The 15,554-nt window shown below is 43.1% G+C and carries 13 protein-coding genes; 11 read left to right on the top strand and 2 right to left on the bottom strand.

What is annotated here, in order from left to right:
* Nucleotides 1-22: 22 nt before the first annotated feature.
* The 8 genes from DXA54_RS00455 (at nucleotide 23) to glyA (ending at nucleotide 6,076) form a co-directional block, all read left to right on the top strand.
* Nucleotides 23-433: a DUF4119 family protein gene (locus DXA54_RS00455; RefSeq protein ID WP_004295796.1), complete on the top strand. Its 411-nt coding sequence runs from the start codon at nucleotides 23-25 to the stop codon at nucleotides 431-433.
* A gap of 228 nt (nucleotides 434-661) precedes the next feature.
* Nucleotides 662-1,006 carry an SH3 beta-barrel fold-containing protein gene (locus DXA54_RS00450; RefSeq protein WP_008648001.1) on the top strand — a complete coding sequence of 115 codons (345 nt, stop codon included), beginning with the start codon at nucleotides 662-664 and terminating at the stop codon, nucleotides 1,004-1,006.
* 23 nt (nucleotides 1,007-1,029) lie between these two features.
* Nucleotides 1,030-1,809 carry a DUF4373 domain-containing protein gene (locus DXA54_RS00445; protein ID WP_008648002.1) on the top strand — a complete coding sequence of 260 codons (780 nt, stop codon included), beginning with the start codon at nucleotides 1,030-1,032 and terminating at the stop codon, nucleotides 1,807-1,809.
* A gap of 112 nt (nucleotides 1,810-1,921) precedes the next feature.
* Nucleotides 1,922-2,863 carry an aspartate carbamoyltransferase gene (gene pyrB / locus DXA54_RS00440; RefSeq protein WP_004315282.1) on the top strand — a complete coding sequence of 314 codons (942 nt, stop codon included), beginning with the start codon at nucleotides 1,922-1,924 and terminating at the stop codon, nucleotides 2,861-2,863.
* Nucleotides 2,860-3,321, top strand: coding sequence for an aspartate carbamoyltransferase regulatory subunit (gene pyrI / locus DXA54_RS00435; RefSeq protein ID WP_004295791.1), 462 nt, complete (start codon nucleotides 2,860-2,862; stop codon nucleotides 3,319-3,321). Before pyrB ends, pyrI begins: the two co-directional genes overlap by 4 nt.
* A 16-nt stretch (nucleotides 3,322-3,337) precedes the next feature.
* The gene (locus DXA54_RS00430) at nucleotides 3,338-3,907 is read left to right on the top strand and encodes a flavin reductase family protein (protein WP_004325806.1); all 570 of its coding nucleotides are present in this window, start codon (nucleotides 3,338-3,340) and stop codon (nucleotides 3,905-3,907) included.
* A 16-nt stretch (nucleotides 3,908-3,923) separates the two neighbouring features.
* Nucleotides 3,924-4,661 (top strand): porin family protein, encoded by a 738-nt coding sequence (locus tag DXA54_RS00425; protein WP_118023928.1) that lies wholly within the window; start codon nucleotides 3,924-3,926, stop codon nucleotides 4,659-4,661.
* Between the two features lie 134 nt (nucleotides 4,662-4,795).
* Complete coding sequence (gene glyA / locus DXA54_RS00420) at nucleotides 4,796-6,076, top strand: serine hydroxymethyltransferase (protein WP_004308877.1); 1,281 nt, start codon at nucleotides 4,796-4,798, stop codon at nucleotides 6,074-6,076.
* A 338-nt stretch (nucleotides 6,077-6,414) separates the two neighbouring features.
* Here glyA and DXA54_RS00415 read toward each other — a convergent pair whose 3' ends face one another.
* Nucleotides 6,415-8,082, bottom strand: coding sequence for a formate--tetrahydrofolate ligase (locus DXA54_RS00415; RefSeq protein ID WP_118023929.1), 1,668 nt, complete (start codon nucleotides 8,080-8,082; stop codon nucleotides 6,415-6,417).
* Nucleotides 8,083-8,249: 167 nt separating this feature from the next.
* Between DXA54_RS00415 and aspT the strand changes: the two genes are divergently transcribed.
* On the top strand, nucleotides 8,250-9,944 hold the full coding sequence (gene aspT / locus DXA54_RS00410; protein WP_004295784.1) for an aspartate-alanine antiporter: 1,695 nt from the start codon (nucleotides 8,250-8,252) through the stop codon (nucleotides 9,942-9,944).
* Nucleotides 9,945-9,966: 22 nt separating this feature from the next.
* Nucleotides 9,967-11,610 (top strand): aspartate 4-decarboxylase, encoded by a 1,644-nt coding sequence (gene aspD / locus DXA54_RS00405; RefSeq protein ID WP_004295783.1) that lies wholly within the window; start codon nucleotides 9,967-9,969, stop codon nucleotides 11,608-11,610.
* 175 nt (nucleotides 11,611-11,785) lie between these two features.
* Here aspD and DXA54_RS00400 read toward each other — a convergent pair whose 3' ends face one another.
* On the bottom strand, nucleotides 11,786-13,894 hold the full coding sequence (locus DXA54_RS00400) for an outer membrane beta-barrel family protein (RefSeq protein ID WP_004295782.1): 2,109 nt from the start codon (nucleotides 13,892-13,894) through the stop codon (nucleotides 11,786-11,788).
* A 132-nt stretch (nucleotides 13,895-14,026) separates the two neighbouring features.
* Between DXA54_RS00400 and DXA54_RS00395 the strand changes: the two genes are divergently transcribed.
* Entirely contained in the window at nucleotides 14,027-15,544 is a 1,518-nt protein-coding gene (locus DXA54_RS00395) for a sensor histidine kinase (RefSeq protein WP_004295781.1), read from the top strand.
* Nucleotides 15,545-15,554 lie beyond the last annotated feature (10 nt).

Here is a 15,554-nt window from a genome sequence, read left to right as displayed (position 1 = left end):
CCAACGTTAAAATTAGTAGATTATGAAAAGTAAAAATGCCAAAAAAGGTAGTAAAAACGACAAGGTAAAAAGAAATGTCCAAACAATGAAAAAAGCTCCAGGGAAGCATTCAAAGGAAGAAATCATCAGTGAAGAAGAGCTGGATAACAGAATAGCAATCGACGGAGATATCCGCCTTTATTTCACCATGTATTTAAAAATCTTTATTGATGGACATTTCCGCCATCCTAAGAAGAAAAAGCTGATAAATCTAGCCCAATATATCTATGACCAAAAAGTATTATACATCCACAAACATGGCGGCTATAAGTTAATGGAACTTAGCAGTATACATGCTGAATTGGGTGCATTGAAAAAACCTGTTGAGGAAGAGTACATGAAAGAAAAAAAGGAAAAAAGAGAACAGGCTGAAAAGGTCAAAAGCAAGTACTAAGAAAAAATAATGGGACAGTTGGAATATAAAGCTTACCTTCGCCGCCGTTTTCAACCGGTCGAAAACTAACAGATTTTCTCTTAAAAAAATAGTGACGGTATGCTATCGTTATAGCGTCACTATAATGAAAGGATAGTGACGCTATGACAACAACATACCGTCACTATCTATAAGGGAAGATTTACGCTCAAACAGAAATTTATTTTTCAAAATTAAAAACAGAAGAAAATGAGACAAAAAATCAGGAAAGGCAAGTTAGAAGCTTGCAAATTAGTATGGAAAAAACGTATTACTGCTGAAAAGGGGATTTCGGATAAATGTGCGGAGAGAATTGTACAAGAGTGCATTAAACTAATAGATCGCATGTTGTATGGGAATGTAGTGATAGCTTTTTACAAGCAGGATGGCACGTTTTGTCTGGAAAGAGGAACACTGGTAGGATATGAAAAATTCTTCCATAGAGAATTCAATATCACAGCAAAACAAGAGTCTATTCTCTATTGGAGTGAAGAACAAAAAGGATGGAGAAGATTTATGATCGGGAACCTGATGGAGTGGAGAGCTATTGTATAAGTTAGATTAAAATATATTGAACAATGAATATGATTAATAAAGGGATACCTTATTTTCCGACACCGGCAAACTTCTTTGACGAAGAAGTGATGGAACTATTAGAAGCTAAGTTTGGAGTATTAGCTTCTTACATTGTCATGCGATTGCTTTGTAAAATATATAAAGAGGGATATTATATCTCTTGGGGAAAGGAACAAAACCTGATTTTCGTCCGTAAAGTGGGCGGCGGGATCAAAGAGGACATGATGGAAAAGATTGTCGACCTATTATTGGAAAAAGGATTTTTCCATAAGGAAACCTACGAAAAATACGGCATACTCACTTCGGAACAGATTCAAAGGGTGTGGTTTGAAGCTACTACACGAAGGAAAATAGATTTCTCCCAACTACCTTATTTATTAGAGACCAAGAAGAAAAAAGGGATGCAAAAAGAAGAGTTGAACGCGGAAAATGCAGACATTTTTGAAACTCAAGAGGAGGTGAGTCAAGAAAATGCAGACATTTCCCGACAAACTAAACTAAAGGAAACTAAACTAAATTCTGAAGAAGAAGAAATTAACGATGCTTCGATTGAAATTCCGGGGTATGCCTACAATCTGGCTACACACAACATAGCAGGATTGATGGAGAGTCTGGACAACCATAAAGTGACTGACCCAAAAGAGAAACAGACGATTCTCCGGCTATCGGACTATGGCAGGAAAGGCACCCAGGTGTGGAAACTGCTCTCCAATACGGCCTGGAGTAAAATCGGAGCACCGGGGAAATATATCATTGCAGCGTTAGCTAGCGGACGGAAATAAACCGACTGATTAAAAGCTGATAAAAAAGGTACGAAAAATCTGTGCTTTTCACAAATTCTTCGTACCTTTACGCTCCGGTAAAACAAGTTCTATCCACATAAAAGATAACAAAATGGAAAACAGAAGTTTAGTAACCATTGCCGAACATTCTAAAGAAAAAATCCTCTACATGCTCGAAATGGCGAAGCAGTTTGAAATGAACCCCAATCGCCGGTTATTACAAGGAAAGGTTGTAGCAACCCTGTTCTTTGAACCTTCCACCCGTACCCGCTTGAGTTTTGAAACAGCTGCCAACCGTCTCGGTGCACGAGTAATCGGATTCTCTGACCCCAAAGCTACCAGCTCTTCCAAAGGGGAAACACTTAAAGACACGATCATGATGGTGAGCAACTATGCAGATATTATCGTCATGCGACACTATCTCGAAGGAGCTGCACGGTATGCCAGCGAAGTAGCCCCGGTGCCCATTGTCAACGCAGGTGACGGAGCCAACCAGCACCCGTCGCAGACGATGCTCGATCTCTACTCTATCTACAAGACACAAGGAACGCTGGAAAATCTGAACATTTTCCTGGTGGGTGATTTGAAATACGGCCGCACCGTACATTCATTGCTGATGGCGATGCGACACTTTAATCCGACTTTCCATTTTATCGCTCCCGAAGAGCTGAAAATGCCGGAAGAATACAAACTTTACTGCAAAACGCACCAAATAAAATACGTTGAACATACAGACTTTTCCGAAGAGATTATCGCCGACGCCGATATTCTGTACATGACCCGTGTACAACGCGAACGTTTCACCGACCTGATGGAATATGAACGGGTGAAGAATGTATATATTCTCCGTAACAAAATGCTGGAGAACACACGTCCGAACCTGCGTATCCTGCACCCGCTTCCCCGTGTCAACGAAATTGCTTACGATGTGGATGACAATCCGAAAGCATACTATTTCCAACAGGCACAAAACGGTCTGTATGCCCGCGAAGCGATCCTTTGCGATGTATTAGGTATCACATTAGATGACGTTAAAAACGATATTTTATTATGAGCGAAAATAAACAAGCATTGCAAGTAGCTGCCCTGAAAAACGGGACAGTGATTGACCATATCCCATCCGAAAAGCTCTTTACCGTAGTGCAACTGCTCGGTGTGGAACAGATGACTAGCAATATCACTATCGGATTCAACCTCGACAGCAAGAAGCTGGGTAAAAAAGGGATCATCAAGATTGCAGATAAATTCTTCTGCGACGAAGAGATTAACCGTATTTCAGTAGTTGCCCCGCACGTCAAGCTGAATATCATCCGCGATTACGAAGTAGTGGAAAAGAAAGAGGTGAAAATGCCGGATGAACTTCGGGGCATCGTGAAATGTGCCAATCCGAAATGTATCACCAACAACGAACCGATGGCCACTATCTTTCATGTGATAGACAAGGATAATTGTATCGTAAAGTGCCATTATTGCGAGAAAGAGCAGAAACGTGAAGAGATTACAATCCTCTGAATAAACGTATAGCCCTATGAAACAGGACTGGAAACCAGGAACGATGATCTATCCGCTGCCGGCTGTACTAGTCAGCTGCGGAAAGGAAGAAAGCGAATATAATATGTTCACAGTAGCATGGACGGGTACGATTTGTACAAACCCGCCCATGTGTTATATATCCGTACGTCCGGAACGCCATTCTTATGACATTATCAAAAAAAACATGGAGTTTGTCATCAACCTGACAACGAAAGATATGGCTTTTGCCACTGACTGGTGCGGAGTTCGTTCGGGACGTGATTATCATAAATTTGATGAGATGAAGCTGACACCCGGACAGTGTACGGTGGTTAGTGCTCCGTTGATTGAAGAATCTCCTCTCTGCATTGAATGCCGTGTGAAAGAAATCATCTCTCTCGGCTCACACGATATGTTTATCGCTGACGTAGTAAATGTGCGTGCGGACGACCGGAACCTGAATCCTGAAACCGGAAAGCTGGAACTGGCCGAAGCCAATCCGCTGGTATATGTGCACGGAGGATATTATAATCTGGGAGAGAAAATCGGTAAGTTCGGTTGGAGTGTAGAAAAGAAGAAATCATAAAAAGTGCGATATTGCCATGAATATGCTGCGTAAATTCATCCTTCCCGGTTTGTTAGCTATAGCCTGCACGGCTGTCGGCCAGAGCTATAACGCAGAAAAAGTGGACCGCCCCAATACAAAAAAAATAAATATCGGTATCAAGGCGGGATTCAACTCTTCCATGTTCATGGTATCTGAACTGAAAATTAAGGATGTGACTATCGATGAGGTGCAGAATAACTACAAGATAGGTTATTTTGGCGCCCTCTTTATGCGCATCAACATGAAGAAGCATTTCATTCAGCCGGAAGTGTCCTATAATGTAAGCAAATGTGAGATCACTTTCGATAAGCTCGGTTCACAGCATCCTGCCATCGAGCCTGATTATGCTTCGGTGCAATCGGTGTTGCACAGTGTGGATTTCCCTATTTTATACGGCTATAATGTGGTGAAAAAAGGGCCTTACGGAATGTCTATCTTCGCAGGCCCCAAACTTCGCTACTTATGGGGAAAACACAATGAAATCACTTTTAAGAATTTTGACCAAAAAGGGATTCACGAAAGGCTGTATCCGTTCAATGTCAGTGCAGTGATCGGTGTAGGCGTCAACATCTCCCGTATCTTTTTCGATTTCCGCTACGAGCAAAGCATCGGAAATATCTCCAAGTCCATCATTTACGACAATATCAATTCCGACGGCAGCACGGGAGTGAGCAACATTATTTTCCGTCGCCGTGACAGCGCGTTAAGTTTTTCGCTGGGATTCATCCTTTAAGAATAAAATATCATTAAATCCGGCTTTTTACTAACATTTTTCTTGTACTTCCTTCATTCTTTATTTATTTTCATTAACTTTGTGCGCTTAAAATAGGTATCTCGAATTAGAAATTTAATCTTACTTATAAAAGAATGAAAAGAGACGACATCATTTTCGACATCATCGAAAAAGAGCATCAACGTCAGTTGAAAGGAATCGAGCTTATTGCATCAGAAAATTTTGTGAGTGACCAGGTTATGCAGGCAATGGGTTCTTGCCTGACTAACAAGTACGCAGAAGGTTATCCCGGCAAACGTTATTACGGAGGTTGCGAAGTAGTAGACCAAAGCGAACAAATCGCTATCGACCGCCTGAAAGAAATTTTTGGCGCTGAATGGGCAAACGTACAACCACACTCGGGAGCACAAGCTAATGCTGCTGTTTTCCTCGCAGTTCTGAATCCGGGCGACAAATTCATGGGATTAAATCTTGCACACGGCGGACACCTTTCTCATGGCTCACTGGTAAACACTTCCGGTATCATCTATACTCCTTGCGAATATAACCTGAATCAGGAAACTGGACGCGTTGACTACGACCAGATGGAAGAAGTCGCTCTACGTGAGAAACCGAAAATGATTATCGGTGGTGGTTCTGCATACTCTCGTGAATGGGATTACAAACGTATGCGTGAAATCGCTGACAAAGTAGGCGCTATCCTGATGATCGACATGGCTCACCCTGCCGGTCTGATCGCTGCCGGAGTGCTCGAAAATCCGGTTAAATATGCACATATCGTCACTTCTACTACACATAAAACACTTCGCGGACCTCGTGGTGGTGTCATCATGATGGGTAAGGATTTCCCCAATCCGTGGGGAAAGACCACTCCGAAAGGTGAGATCAAGATGATGTCTCAATTACTGGATTCTGCCGTATTCCCGGGAATCCAAGGCGGACCGTTGGAACATGTAATTGCTGCTAAAGCAGTTGCTTTCGGTGAAATCCTGCAACCTGAATTTAAGGAATATGCTAAACAAGTACAAAAGAACGCTGCTGTACTTGCACAGGCTTTAATCGACCGTGGTTTTACCATCGTTTCCGGTGGTACAGACAACCACTCTATGTTGGTCGACCTGCGTAGCAAATATCCTGAACTGACAGGTAAAGTGGCAGAAAAAGCATTGGTTTCTGCCGATATTACTGTTAACAAGAACATGGTTCCGTTCGACAGCCGTTCAGCTTTCCAGACTTCCGGTATCCGTTTGGGTACTCCTGCTATCACAACTCGTGGTGCAAAAGAAGATTTGATGCTCGAAATTGCTGAAATGATCGAGACTGTATTGTCTAACGTAGAAAATGAGGAAGTTATTGCACAAGTACGTGCACGTGTCAATGAGACAATGAAGAAATATCCTCTTTTTGCTTATTAAAAAACGATTTCAAAGCTAATAGCTTCACTGTTATCAGCTTTATTTCTTATTTATAAGGTCTGCTCTTTGTGAAAGGAGTAGGCTTTTTTTATTTATTAACGGTCCCGCCCGAACCATCTGTCCATATTTTCGTTTTTCTTACTATAAAAGAAATATATGATGTCATATATCACTCATAGCAAGGACGAATTCAACCGTACAGTGTGCAAGAAGAGAAAACAGAAGCGCACTGGACTCTATATACAGTCATCCCCGTCTTTCCACATTTTATTTCATAGGGAAAGACGGGGATTTATTTTACCGGCATCATACCGGAATATTTTTTTGAGGTATATATTTTAGCTCAATCCTTCTATTTCTCCATCCACAATATCGATGTGCAATGCCTGCGGCTCCTTGGGTAATCCCGGCATACGAAGAATTTCTCCGGCAATGGCTACAATCATTTCAGCTCCGTTATTGATAACAATATCTTTAATATGGAACTCGAAGTTGTTTACCGCACCATAAATCTTTGGATCGGCAGAGAATGAATATTGTGTTTTAGCAATACAAACCGGATAATGAGTGATTCCCATTTTCTCGATCAGTTTGATACGGTTGCGTGCAATACTACTATAGGTAATAACGCTGGCTCCGTAAATATTAGTGGCTACCTTTTCGATCTTCTGCTGTATGCTATCTTCTTCTTTATAAGTGTAGCGTAAAGATTCGGACGGATTGTTCTCTATGGTATCTACTACCAGACAGGCCATATCTACTGCTCCCTCTCCTCCTTCACTGAACGCATTGTTAATGGCGAAACCCACTCCCAACTGTTCGCAATGTTCGCGCAGTAATTCCATTTCTTCATCCGTATCGGATGCAAACTTATTGAAAGCTACGATGATGGTCTGACCGAATGAGCGAAGGTTACGAACGTGTTTGTCGAGATTACGCAATCCTTCTTTCAAGCCTTCCATATTCGGCTCTTTGATACGGTCGAGACTGACACCTCCGTGCATCTTTAATCCTTGTGCCGTAGCGACAATCACCGTGAGACGTGGTTGGAGTCCGCTCTTGCGGCATTTGATATTATAGAATTTTTCTGCACCGAGATCGGCACCGAATCCGGCTTCTGTTATTACATAATCACCGAAAGACATTGCCAATTTAGTGGCCAGAATAGAGTTACAACCATGTGCGATATTAGCAAACGGACCACCATGTACAAAAGCAGCGGTTCCTTCGGTAGTCTGCACTAAATTAGGATGGATAGCATCTTTCAACAACACAGTGATGGCTCCTGCCACTCCCAAATCTTTCACAGTAAAAGGTTGGTCGTCATACGTGAAGCCCAACAGGATATTTTCAATACGGCGACGCAGATCACTCACATCTTTGGAAAGGCAAAGAATTGCCATAATCTCCGAAGCAGGAGTAATATCGAAACCGGACTCTTGGGTAATCCCGTTCGATTTAGGTCCGAGGCCGACAACGATGCTGCGCAACGAACGGTCGTTCACGTCAAGCACTCTCCGCCAAAGAATTTCTTTCAATCCGAAACCTTTTGCCTGGTTCTGATAGAGATAATTATCGAGCAGGGCGGAAATCATGTTATGGGCAGAAGTGATGGCATGAAAATCTCCGGTAAAATGGAGGTTAATTTTGTCCATCGGAAGCACTTGTGCATATCCCCCACCGGCTGCTCCTCCCTTCATTCCGAAACATGGACCGAGAGACGGCTCGCGAAGAGCGACAATCGCATTCTTTCCAATTTTATTCAATCCCAAAGCGAGACCGATAGATACTGTAGTTTTGCCAATGCCCGCTTTGGTTGCTGTGATAGCAGTTACCAGAATGAGATTGCTTTTCTTCACTTTCTCTTCATCAATCAGTTGTTCGGGGATCTTTGCTATGTAGCGGCCATAATTCTCCACTTCCTCACGAGGGATTCCGATACCTTCGGCAACTTGCTTAATCTTCTTCAGCTCAATACTGCGAGCTATTTCTATGTCTGATTTCATACAGAATATGATTAGTTTTATTTTTGAAGGAACAAAAGTATAACAAAAAAGCGAAATAGAGAAATTTAAAGTTCGACGGATATTATATCTCTATTTTTCATAACACAACAAACTCTTTTTACGCTATAACTGTTGTAAATGACATAACCTAAAACAACAACTTAATTATGGAATGGATTATTAATCAACTAAGGGTACATCCTGAACTTGCTATTTTCCTGACGCTCTTTGCCGGGTTCTGGCTTGGCAGACTCAAAATAGGGAAATTCTCCTTGGGGACAGTCACCAGCGTTCTTCTGGTCGGAGTATTGGTCGGACAACTGAATATCACTGTAGATGGTCCGATGAAAGCTGTGTTCTTTCTGCTTTTCTTATTTGCCGTTGGCTATAAGGTAGGTCCGCAGTTTTTCCGCGGATTGAAGAAAGACGGCCTGCCACAAGTGGGATTTGCCGTACTGATGTGTATTGTCAGTCTGGTAGCCCCGTGGATACTGGCCAAAATCATGGGATATCATGTAGGAGAAGCTGCCGGACTGTTGGCAGGCTCACAAACAATATCCGCCGTTATCGGCGTGGCAAGCGATACGATCAACCAGCTGGGAATCAGCGATGCACAGAAAGCCACGTTCATCAATGCAATTCCGGTAGCGTATGCCGTAACTTATATTTTCGGAACGGCCGGTTCGGCGTGGATTCTGGCTTCTCTCGGCCCTAAAATGCTGGGTGGACTGGATAAGGTGAAGGCCGACTGCAAGGAATTGGAGGCTCAAATGGGAACATCGGAAGCTGACGAACCCGGATTTTCCCCGGCTCTTCGTCCGGTTGTGTTCCGTGCTTATAAAATCACCAATGAATGGTTTGACAAAGGAAAGAAAGTCAGTGAACTCGAAGCTTATCTATGTAAAAATGATAAACGGCTGTTTGTAGAACGGATTCGTCAAAAAAGAGTGGTGAAGGAAGTAGATCCGAACCTGATTCTTCATAAGAATGACGAAGTGGTACTTAGCGGACGCCGTGAATTTGTGATTGGAGAAGAAGACTGGATCGGTCCGGAAGTGATTGATGCACAATTACTCGACTTCCCTGCAGAAACTCTTCCTGTAATGGTGACCCACCGGACTTTTGCCGGAGAAACGGTTTCCAAAATCAGGGCGCAGAAGTTTATGCACGGGGTTAGTATCCGGAATATCAAACGTGCCGGAATCAATGTTCCGGTATTGCCTAAAACGATTGTAGATTCGGGAGATATTCTCGAACTTACCGGTCTTAAACATGAAGTGGAAAGTGCTGCCAAACAAATGGGCTATATTGACCGGCCTACCAACCAGACGGATATGATCTTCGTTGGATTGGGTATTTTGCTCGGTGGTCTTTTCGGTGCACTGGCTATTCATCTGGGAGGTGTTCCTATCAGTCTTTCTACCAGTGGCGGCGCATTGATAGCCGGACTTCTGTTCGGTTGGCTACGCAGCAAGCATCCTACTTTCGGAGGTATCCCCGAACCTTCTTTATGGGTATTGAATAATGTAGGACTGAATATGTTTATCGCAGTGGTCGGTATCGCCGCAGGTCCCAGTTTCATTGCCGGATTCAAGGAAGTAGGCGTCAGTCTGTTTATCGTCGGCGCATTGGCAACGGCCATTCCTCTCCTCGCCGGATTGCTGATGGCGAGATACTTGTTCAAATTCCACCCTGCCCTGTCATTGGGATGTACGGCAGGAGCACGTACTACAACAGCTGCATTGGGAGCTATTCAGGATGCAGTGGAAAGCGACACACCGGCATTAGGATATACGGTGACGTATGCAGTCGGCAATACGCTCCTGATTATCTGGGGAGTTGTCATCGTACTACTTATGTAAAACTATATAAATAAATATCATTATGGAAAAGAAAACAAATAACCCTGCCATTACCAAAAGTTATGCCAAGAAAATGGAAACGATCAGCCCGTTCGAGCTGAAAAACAAACTGATCAATATGGCAGATGAAAGTATCAAGAAGATAGCACATACCATGTTGAATGCCGGAAGAGGTAACCCGAACTGGATTGCTACCGAACCACGCGAAGCCTTTTTTCTGCTGGGACAATTCGGCCTTTGCGAATGTCGTCATGCGTTTTCACTGGAAGAAGGAATAGCAGGTATTCCGCAAAAGGCGGGAATTGCTGCCCGTTTCGAGGCTTTCCTGAAAGAAAACGAGAAAGCTCCCGGTGCTAACCTGTTGAAAGAGGGCTATAATTATATGCTGATGGAACATGCTGCCGATCCGGATACGCTTATTCACGAATGGGCGGAATCGGTGATTGGCGACCAGTATCCTGTGCCCGACCGTATTTTACATTTTACGGAGTTAATCGTACAGGATTACCTGGCGCAAGAGATGTGTGACCGCCGTCCGCCGAAAGGAACTTTTGACCTTTTCGCGACTGAAGGAGGTACAGCAGCCATGTGTTATCTGTTCGATTCTTTGCAAGAGAATTTCCTGTTGAACCAGGGGGATGCTATTGCTTTGATGGTTCCTGTGTTCACTCCTTATATAGAAATCCCGGAACTGCGACGCTATCAGTTCGACGTTACCGAAATTTCTGCCGACCAGATGACTCCTGACGGTTTACATACCTGGCAGTATAAGGATGAAGATATAGACAAGCTGAAAGATCCGCGGATCAAAGCGTTGTTTATCACCAATCCGAGCAACCCGCCCAGCTATGCACTTAGCAAAGAGACTACCGAACGTATCATCAACATTGTGAAGAATGATAATCCGAACCTGATGATTATCACGGATGATGTGTACGGAACGTTTATTCCTCATTTCCGTTCATTGATGGCAGAGTTGCCGCACAATACGCTTTGCGTTTATTCGTTCTCCAAATATTTCGGAGCTACAGGATGGAGAACCGCTGTGATCGCTCTACACGAAGACAACATCTACGACAAAATGATTGCCCGCCTGTCGGAGGAGCAGAAATCAATATTAAACAAACGTTATTCCAGCCTTAGCCTGCAACCGGAAAAGATGAAATTTATTGACCGCATGGTGGCTGACAGCCGACAAATTGCGCTGAATCATACTGCAGGGCTTTCCCTGCCCCAACAGATACAGATGAGTTTGTTTGCCCTCTTCTCGCTTTTGGATAAAGAGGACAGTTATAAAGCCAAGATGCAGGAAATTATTCATCGCCGCCTGCATGCATTGTGGGATAATACAGGTTTCACACTGGTAGAAGATCCGCTGCGTGCCGGATATTATTCGGAGATTGATATGCTGGTATGGGCGAAGAAATTCTATGGGGATGACTTCGTTACTTATCTGCAAAAGACCTACAATCCATTGGATGTGGTTTTCCGCCTGGCAAACGAAACTTCACTCGTTCTGTTGAATGGTGGTGGCTTTGCCGGACCGAAATGGAGTGTGCGTGTGTCACTAGCCAATTTGAATGAGGCCGATTATGTGAAAATCGGACAAAGCATCAAGTGTGTGTTGGAAGAATATGCCCAAACATGGAAAGCATCAAAAGAATGAACTAAGTAGTTCATTTTATAAATGAGAATTTAATTCAGACAGAAGAACATAAGAACAAAAAATAAAATAGCAGTTAAATAAACAACAGAAATAATTTTCAAAGCGCAGCATTTATGTTCTTTTGTTCTTATGTCTGAAATTTTTCTCGCTCTTATGTCTAAAAATTAATTAGCGTTTATTTAAAACGGGAGGTATCTACTTCTTCCCTTTTCTTCTCTTTGTATCCCCCAAACTTATAGTTAAACGAAACGCCGAATGTACGGGTGGTCCGCATATAATGGTTCTTTACATTCTGCAATCCGTAGCGAACTTGTGTCGAAACGGTAGAAGTGTTGAATATATCATCACACTTCAAGGTTAGTTGTGCTTTTCCTTTTGCAAAGGTGTAACGAAGTGCCGCATCCAGGTTTCCCGAACGGGGAAGATCGAAAATACCCTGGATGGCTCTATTTTGATAGAATCCGGTCAAAGTGAATTTTAAGTCGGGTTTTGTGGAAAGGGTAAAGGTGTTGTTCATCGTCAACACAAATGTATATAGTTTACGGTCAAACGGGATATCCCAAAAATCACTGTCTTTTTGGCGATAGCGAAAGCCGATGGCTGTAATACGGGAGTCCAGCCATTTTTTTACCTTGAAGGGAACTGTCATCATTAATCCGGCCTGCGATGAAAAATCAAAGTTGAAGAGCTTGTAAATCTCCACCAAACGTTCAGGTGACTGGTAAAGGGTTTGCATTTCGTTGTTTTTTGTATAGCTATAAAAGGCAGAAAAGACGTACTTGCTTTTCAATATATAAGTGAAACTCGTTTCATAGTTCGTTGCAGGTTTAAGATAGGGATTACCTTGAATTTCAGAATAGGCTCCCATGTAAGAAATAGAGTTCTGCACGCTCCAGTATTCAGGATATTCCTTATCACTACTCAATGAGAGTTGCAGGACATGTCCGGCGGCAGGCATATAAGTCAGATTAGCTACCGGATAGAGGCTCCATCCATTCCAGATATCTGTATGATATTGCTCTGCTGCCAGGGAAACATCGGCCGAGAGTTTATCGCCAAAGCTCTTATTCAGTCCTGCATAAACATTCAGGGTTTGTTCGCGACGGCGGGAGGCCATATTATTATCCGGCAGTAAGTGGTCTGTTTCAGGATCGTAATATTTCTGGTAACTATGGTCTAAGGCGGTCGTGTAAGCCATACCATAATTCAATCCCCACCCTTTGCCTAAGGTATGTTCTTGCCCGGCATAAAAACGCCATTGATTGATTTGTTGTTTATCGCGGCTTAAGAAATTCATTGTCTCTGTTCCCATCGTGCTATATAATAATTGGCTGCCGGGAGAATGATAGGATGTAAATGCCACTCCAGCTTTCAGCCCGAAAGGGGTTTGATAATCTAACTTTGCGTTATGGAGCTGGCTGTCTCCCTGTGAATCGGTAACAGAGTTTTGCGCACCGGTAGCTATGGAATAATGTTTGGAATCGGTAAAAGCTGTTGTGTAGACCAGGCTTAACAGATGATCTTCTGCTAGAGAGTAATCCATTCCGAGACGTATCTGATGACTGTTGGTACGGGAAGTCATTATTTCATCCATATCCATCTGATGCGCTGAACCATCGGCTAATGTGTGAAGTGCTTCTTTCTCCGTAATCCTTCGGTCACGATCATAAGAGTAAGAGTAAAGAAGATCTGCAGAGAATTTACGTCCGGAGTACAGAAGACTTCCACGTTCTGCCAAAGATTCGTAGTGATGTTGGTTAAAAGCTGTATAGAGTTCTCCTTGAAGGGAAGATGCTTGTCCTGTGCCGGGTGCTAATATCAGGTTAATCATCGGTCCGCGTACCTGATAGCGTGCCGGAGCGGAATACATCACTTCCGCCTTTTCAATCCGGCTGACAGGAATCGATTTTAATAAAGCATCCAATTGTTCGGCAGACAGAGTGGTCACTTTTCCGTTGATGACAACAGTTACCTCCTGTCCTCCCAACATCAGACTATTATTCATATTTACTATACCCGGAAGATTTTTCACAACATCATAGGCATTATCCACAGGCAGGTTGCCCACCAGTCTCGGCACGTCATACACGAGTTTGCCTTGTTCGGCTTTCACGATAGGGCGTTCACCTATAATCATCACTTCGGGCAGTTCCTGAAACAAACTATCCATATAACCTATATTCTTGATACTGTCGACAGGTTCCTGTGACTGTTGTCCGACTTGTGCTGTAGCGGATATCCACACACATAGAAGAGACATAAATAGTAAATTAATCCGTTTCATTTCGTCTTTATTTTTGGAATACGACAAAATACGGTAGAAAAAATGGAAATTTGCGTTATCACTGGCTTATCTAGTGTTATTTAGTCTTATCAAAGAGAAGAATAAGAATAGTTTCCTATTATCTTTGTCAGTATGAAATTACCACTAAAACATATTGTCATACTGGTTATCTGCTCATTAATCGGAATCTTTGTTTATCAAGCTTATTGGTTGACAGGGCTTTACCGGTCTATGAAGATGGAAATGGAGAGCAATATCAGAGATGCGATGCGGACGAGTGACTTTAACGAGGTCGTGCTCCGGGTAAATGATTTGCAAAAAGATAATGTGGAACACGGTTCGCTGACGGTATCAGCCGGATATGATGCGGACGGCAATTCATTAGTGACTAAACAAACGATTTCTTATACGGATAGTAGCCGTCAGGATACGATACACTCCCGGACAGAAACTACTACGGATACGGTAAAGGCCGTTGGTAACGCTCCGGAAGATTCTACACCTGTTGCAAGTAGCGAGAACGGGCTGGATGTGTTATTGAAAAAGCAAGATTCGCTAAAGGAGCTGTTAATGAGTATTCAGCAGGGTATTCATTCGGGTGTGGACACTTATATAGATGTCAACCTGCAGCGATATGACAGTTTGCTCACCCATGTGATGAAAGAGCATAATCTCTCTATTCCTCATCACACTCTTTTGATTTATACCGGAATCAGTGCCGATTCTTCCATTGTATATACCGATACATTAGGTATTGCGGGAGATAGCAGTTATATTCCCAGTCCCAAGGCAATCCGCTATGACTATGAATTTAATATGCATCACAGCCAACGCTACCAACTGGTGTTCGAGCCGATCAATTCATTGGTGTTAAAGCAGATGACAGGTATTCTGGTCACTTCATTTGTAATTCTTCTGATTCTCGGATTCTCTTTCTGGTTCCTTATCCGGACGCTTCTGAAACAGAAAACGCTGGATGAAATGAAAAGTGATTTTACCAATAATATCACGCACGAATTAAAGACTCCCATTGCCGTAGCCTATGCGGCTAATGACGCATTACTGAACTTTAACCAGGCGGAAGAGAAAAGCAAGCGCGACCAGTATCTACGCATCAGTCAGGAGCAGTTGCAAAGGCTTAGCGGGCTGGTGGAACAGATTTTATCCATGGGAATGGAGCGTCGCAAAACGTTTCGTTTGCATCCGGAGGAAATCAACCTGAAGGAGTTGATTACTCCGCTCATGGAGCAGCACCAGCTAAAAGCGGACAAGCCTGTACATATCGAATTGGATATTCAACCGGAAACGCTTGTCATTGTAGCCGACCGTACGCATTTCAGCAACATCATCAGTAACCTGATAGATAATGCAGTGAAATACTCGAAAGAGGAAGCCGAATTGTCTATTTCCTGCCGACAGACTGGGGGGACAGTAACCGTCAGCGTTACCGACCGGGGAATCGGGATTCCACTTGATAAACAAAAGCACATATTTGATAAATTCTACCGGGTCCCGACGGGTAATCTTCATAATATAAAAGGTTACGGACTAGGACTGTTCTATGTCAAGAGTATGGTCGAAAAACATGGAGGAACTATCACCGTAAAAAGTGAACCGGACAAAGGAAGCACTTTTACCATTACTTTATAAACCCATAAAA

This window comes from Bacteroides sp. OF03-11BH (assembly GCF_003604005.1).
GTDB lineage: Bacteria > Bacteroidota > Bacteroidia > Bacteroidales > Bacteroidaceae > Bacteroides > Bacteroides ovatus.
Note: the sequence above shows the minus strand (reverse complement) of the source record. Positions and strands in the feature narration are given on the sequence as shown.

Excerpts from the sequence above, each read along its gene's own strand:
- DXA54_RS00455 (WP_004295796.1), top strand. The coding sequence starts at position 23 with ATGAAAAGTAAAAATGCCAAAAAAGGTAGTAAAAACGACAAGGTAAAA.
- DXA54_RS00450 (WP_008648001.1), top strand. The coding sequence starts at position 662 with ATGAGACAAAAAATCAGGAAAGGCAAGTTAGAAGCTTGCAAATTAGTA.
- DXA54_RS00445 (WP_008648002.1), top strand. The coding sequence starts at position 1,030 with ATGAATATGATTAATAAAGGGATACCTTATTTTCCGACACCGGCAAAC.
- pyrB (WP_004315282.1), top strand. The coding sequence starts at position 1,922 with ATGGAAAACAGAAGTTTAGTAACCATTGCCGAACATTCTAAAGAAAAA.
- pyrI (WP_004295791.1), top strand. The coding sequence starts at position 2,860 with ATGAGCGAAAATAAACAAGCATTGCAAGTAGCTGCCCTGAAAAACGGG.
- DXA54_RS00430 (WP_004325806.1), top strand. The coding sequence starts at position 3,338 with ATGAAACAGGACTGGAAACCAGGAACGATGATCTATCCGCTGCCGGCT.
- DXA54_RS00425 (WP_118023928.1), top strand. The coding sequence starts at position 3,924 with ATGAATATGCTGCGTAAATTCATCCTTCCCGGTTTGTTAGCTATAGCC.
- glyA (WP_004308877.1), top strand. The coding sequence starts at position 4,796 with ATGAAAAGAGACGACATCATTTTCGACATCATCGAAAAAGAGCATCAA.
- DXA54_RS00415 (WP_118023929.1), bottom strand. The coding sequence starts at position 8,082 with ATGAAATCAGACATAGAAATAGCTCGCAGTATTGAGCTGAAGAAGATT.
- aspT (WP_004295784.1), top strand. The coding sequence starts at position 8,250 with ATGGAATGGATTATTAATCAACTAAGGGTACATCCTGAACTTGCTATT.
- aspD (WP_004295783.1), top strand. The coding sequence starts at position 9,967 with ATGGAAAAGAAAACAAATAACCCTGCCATTACCAAAAGTTATGCCAAG.
- DXA54_RS00400 (WP_004295782.1), bottom strand. The coding sequence starts at position 13,894 with ATGAAACGGATTAATTTACTATTTATGTCTCTTCTATGTGTGTGGATA.
- DXA54_RS00395 (WP_004295781.1), top strand. The coding sequence starts at position 14,027 with ATGAAATTACCACTAAAACATATTGTCATACTGGTTATCTGCTCATTA.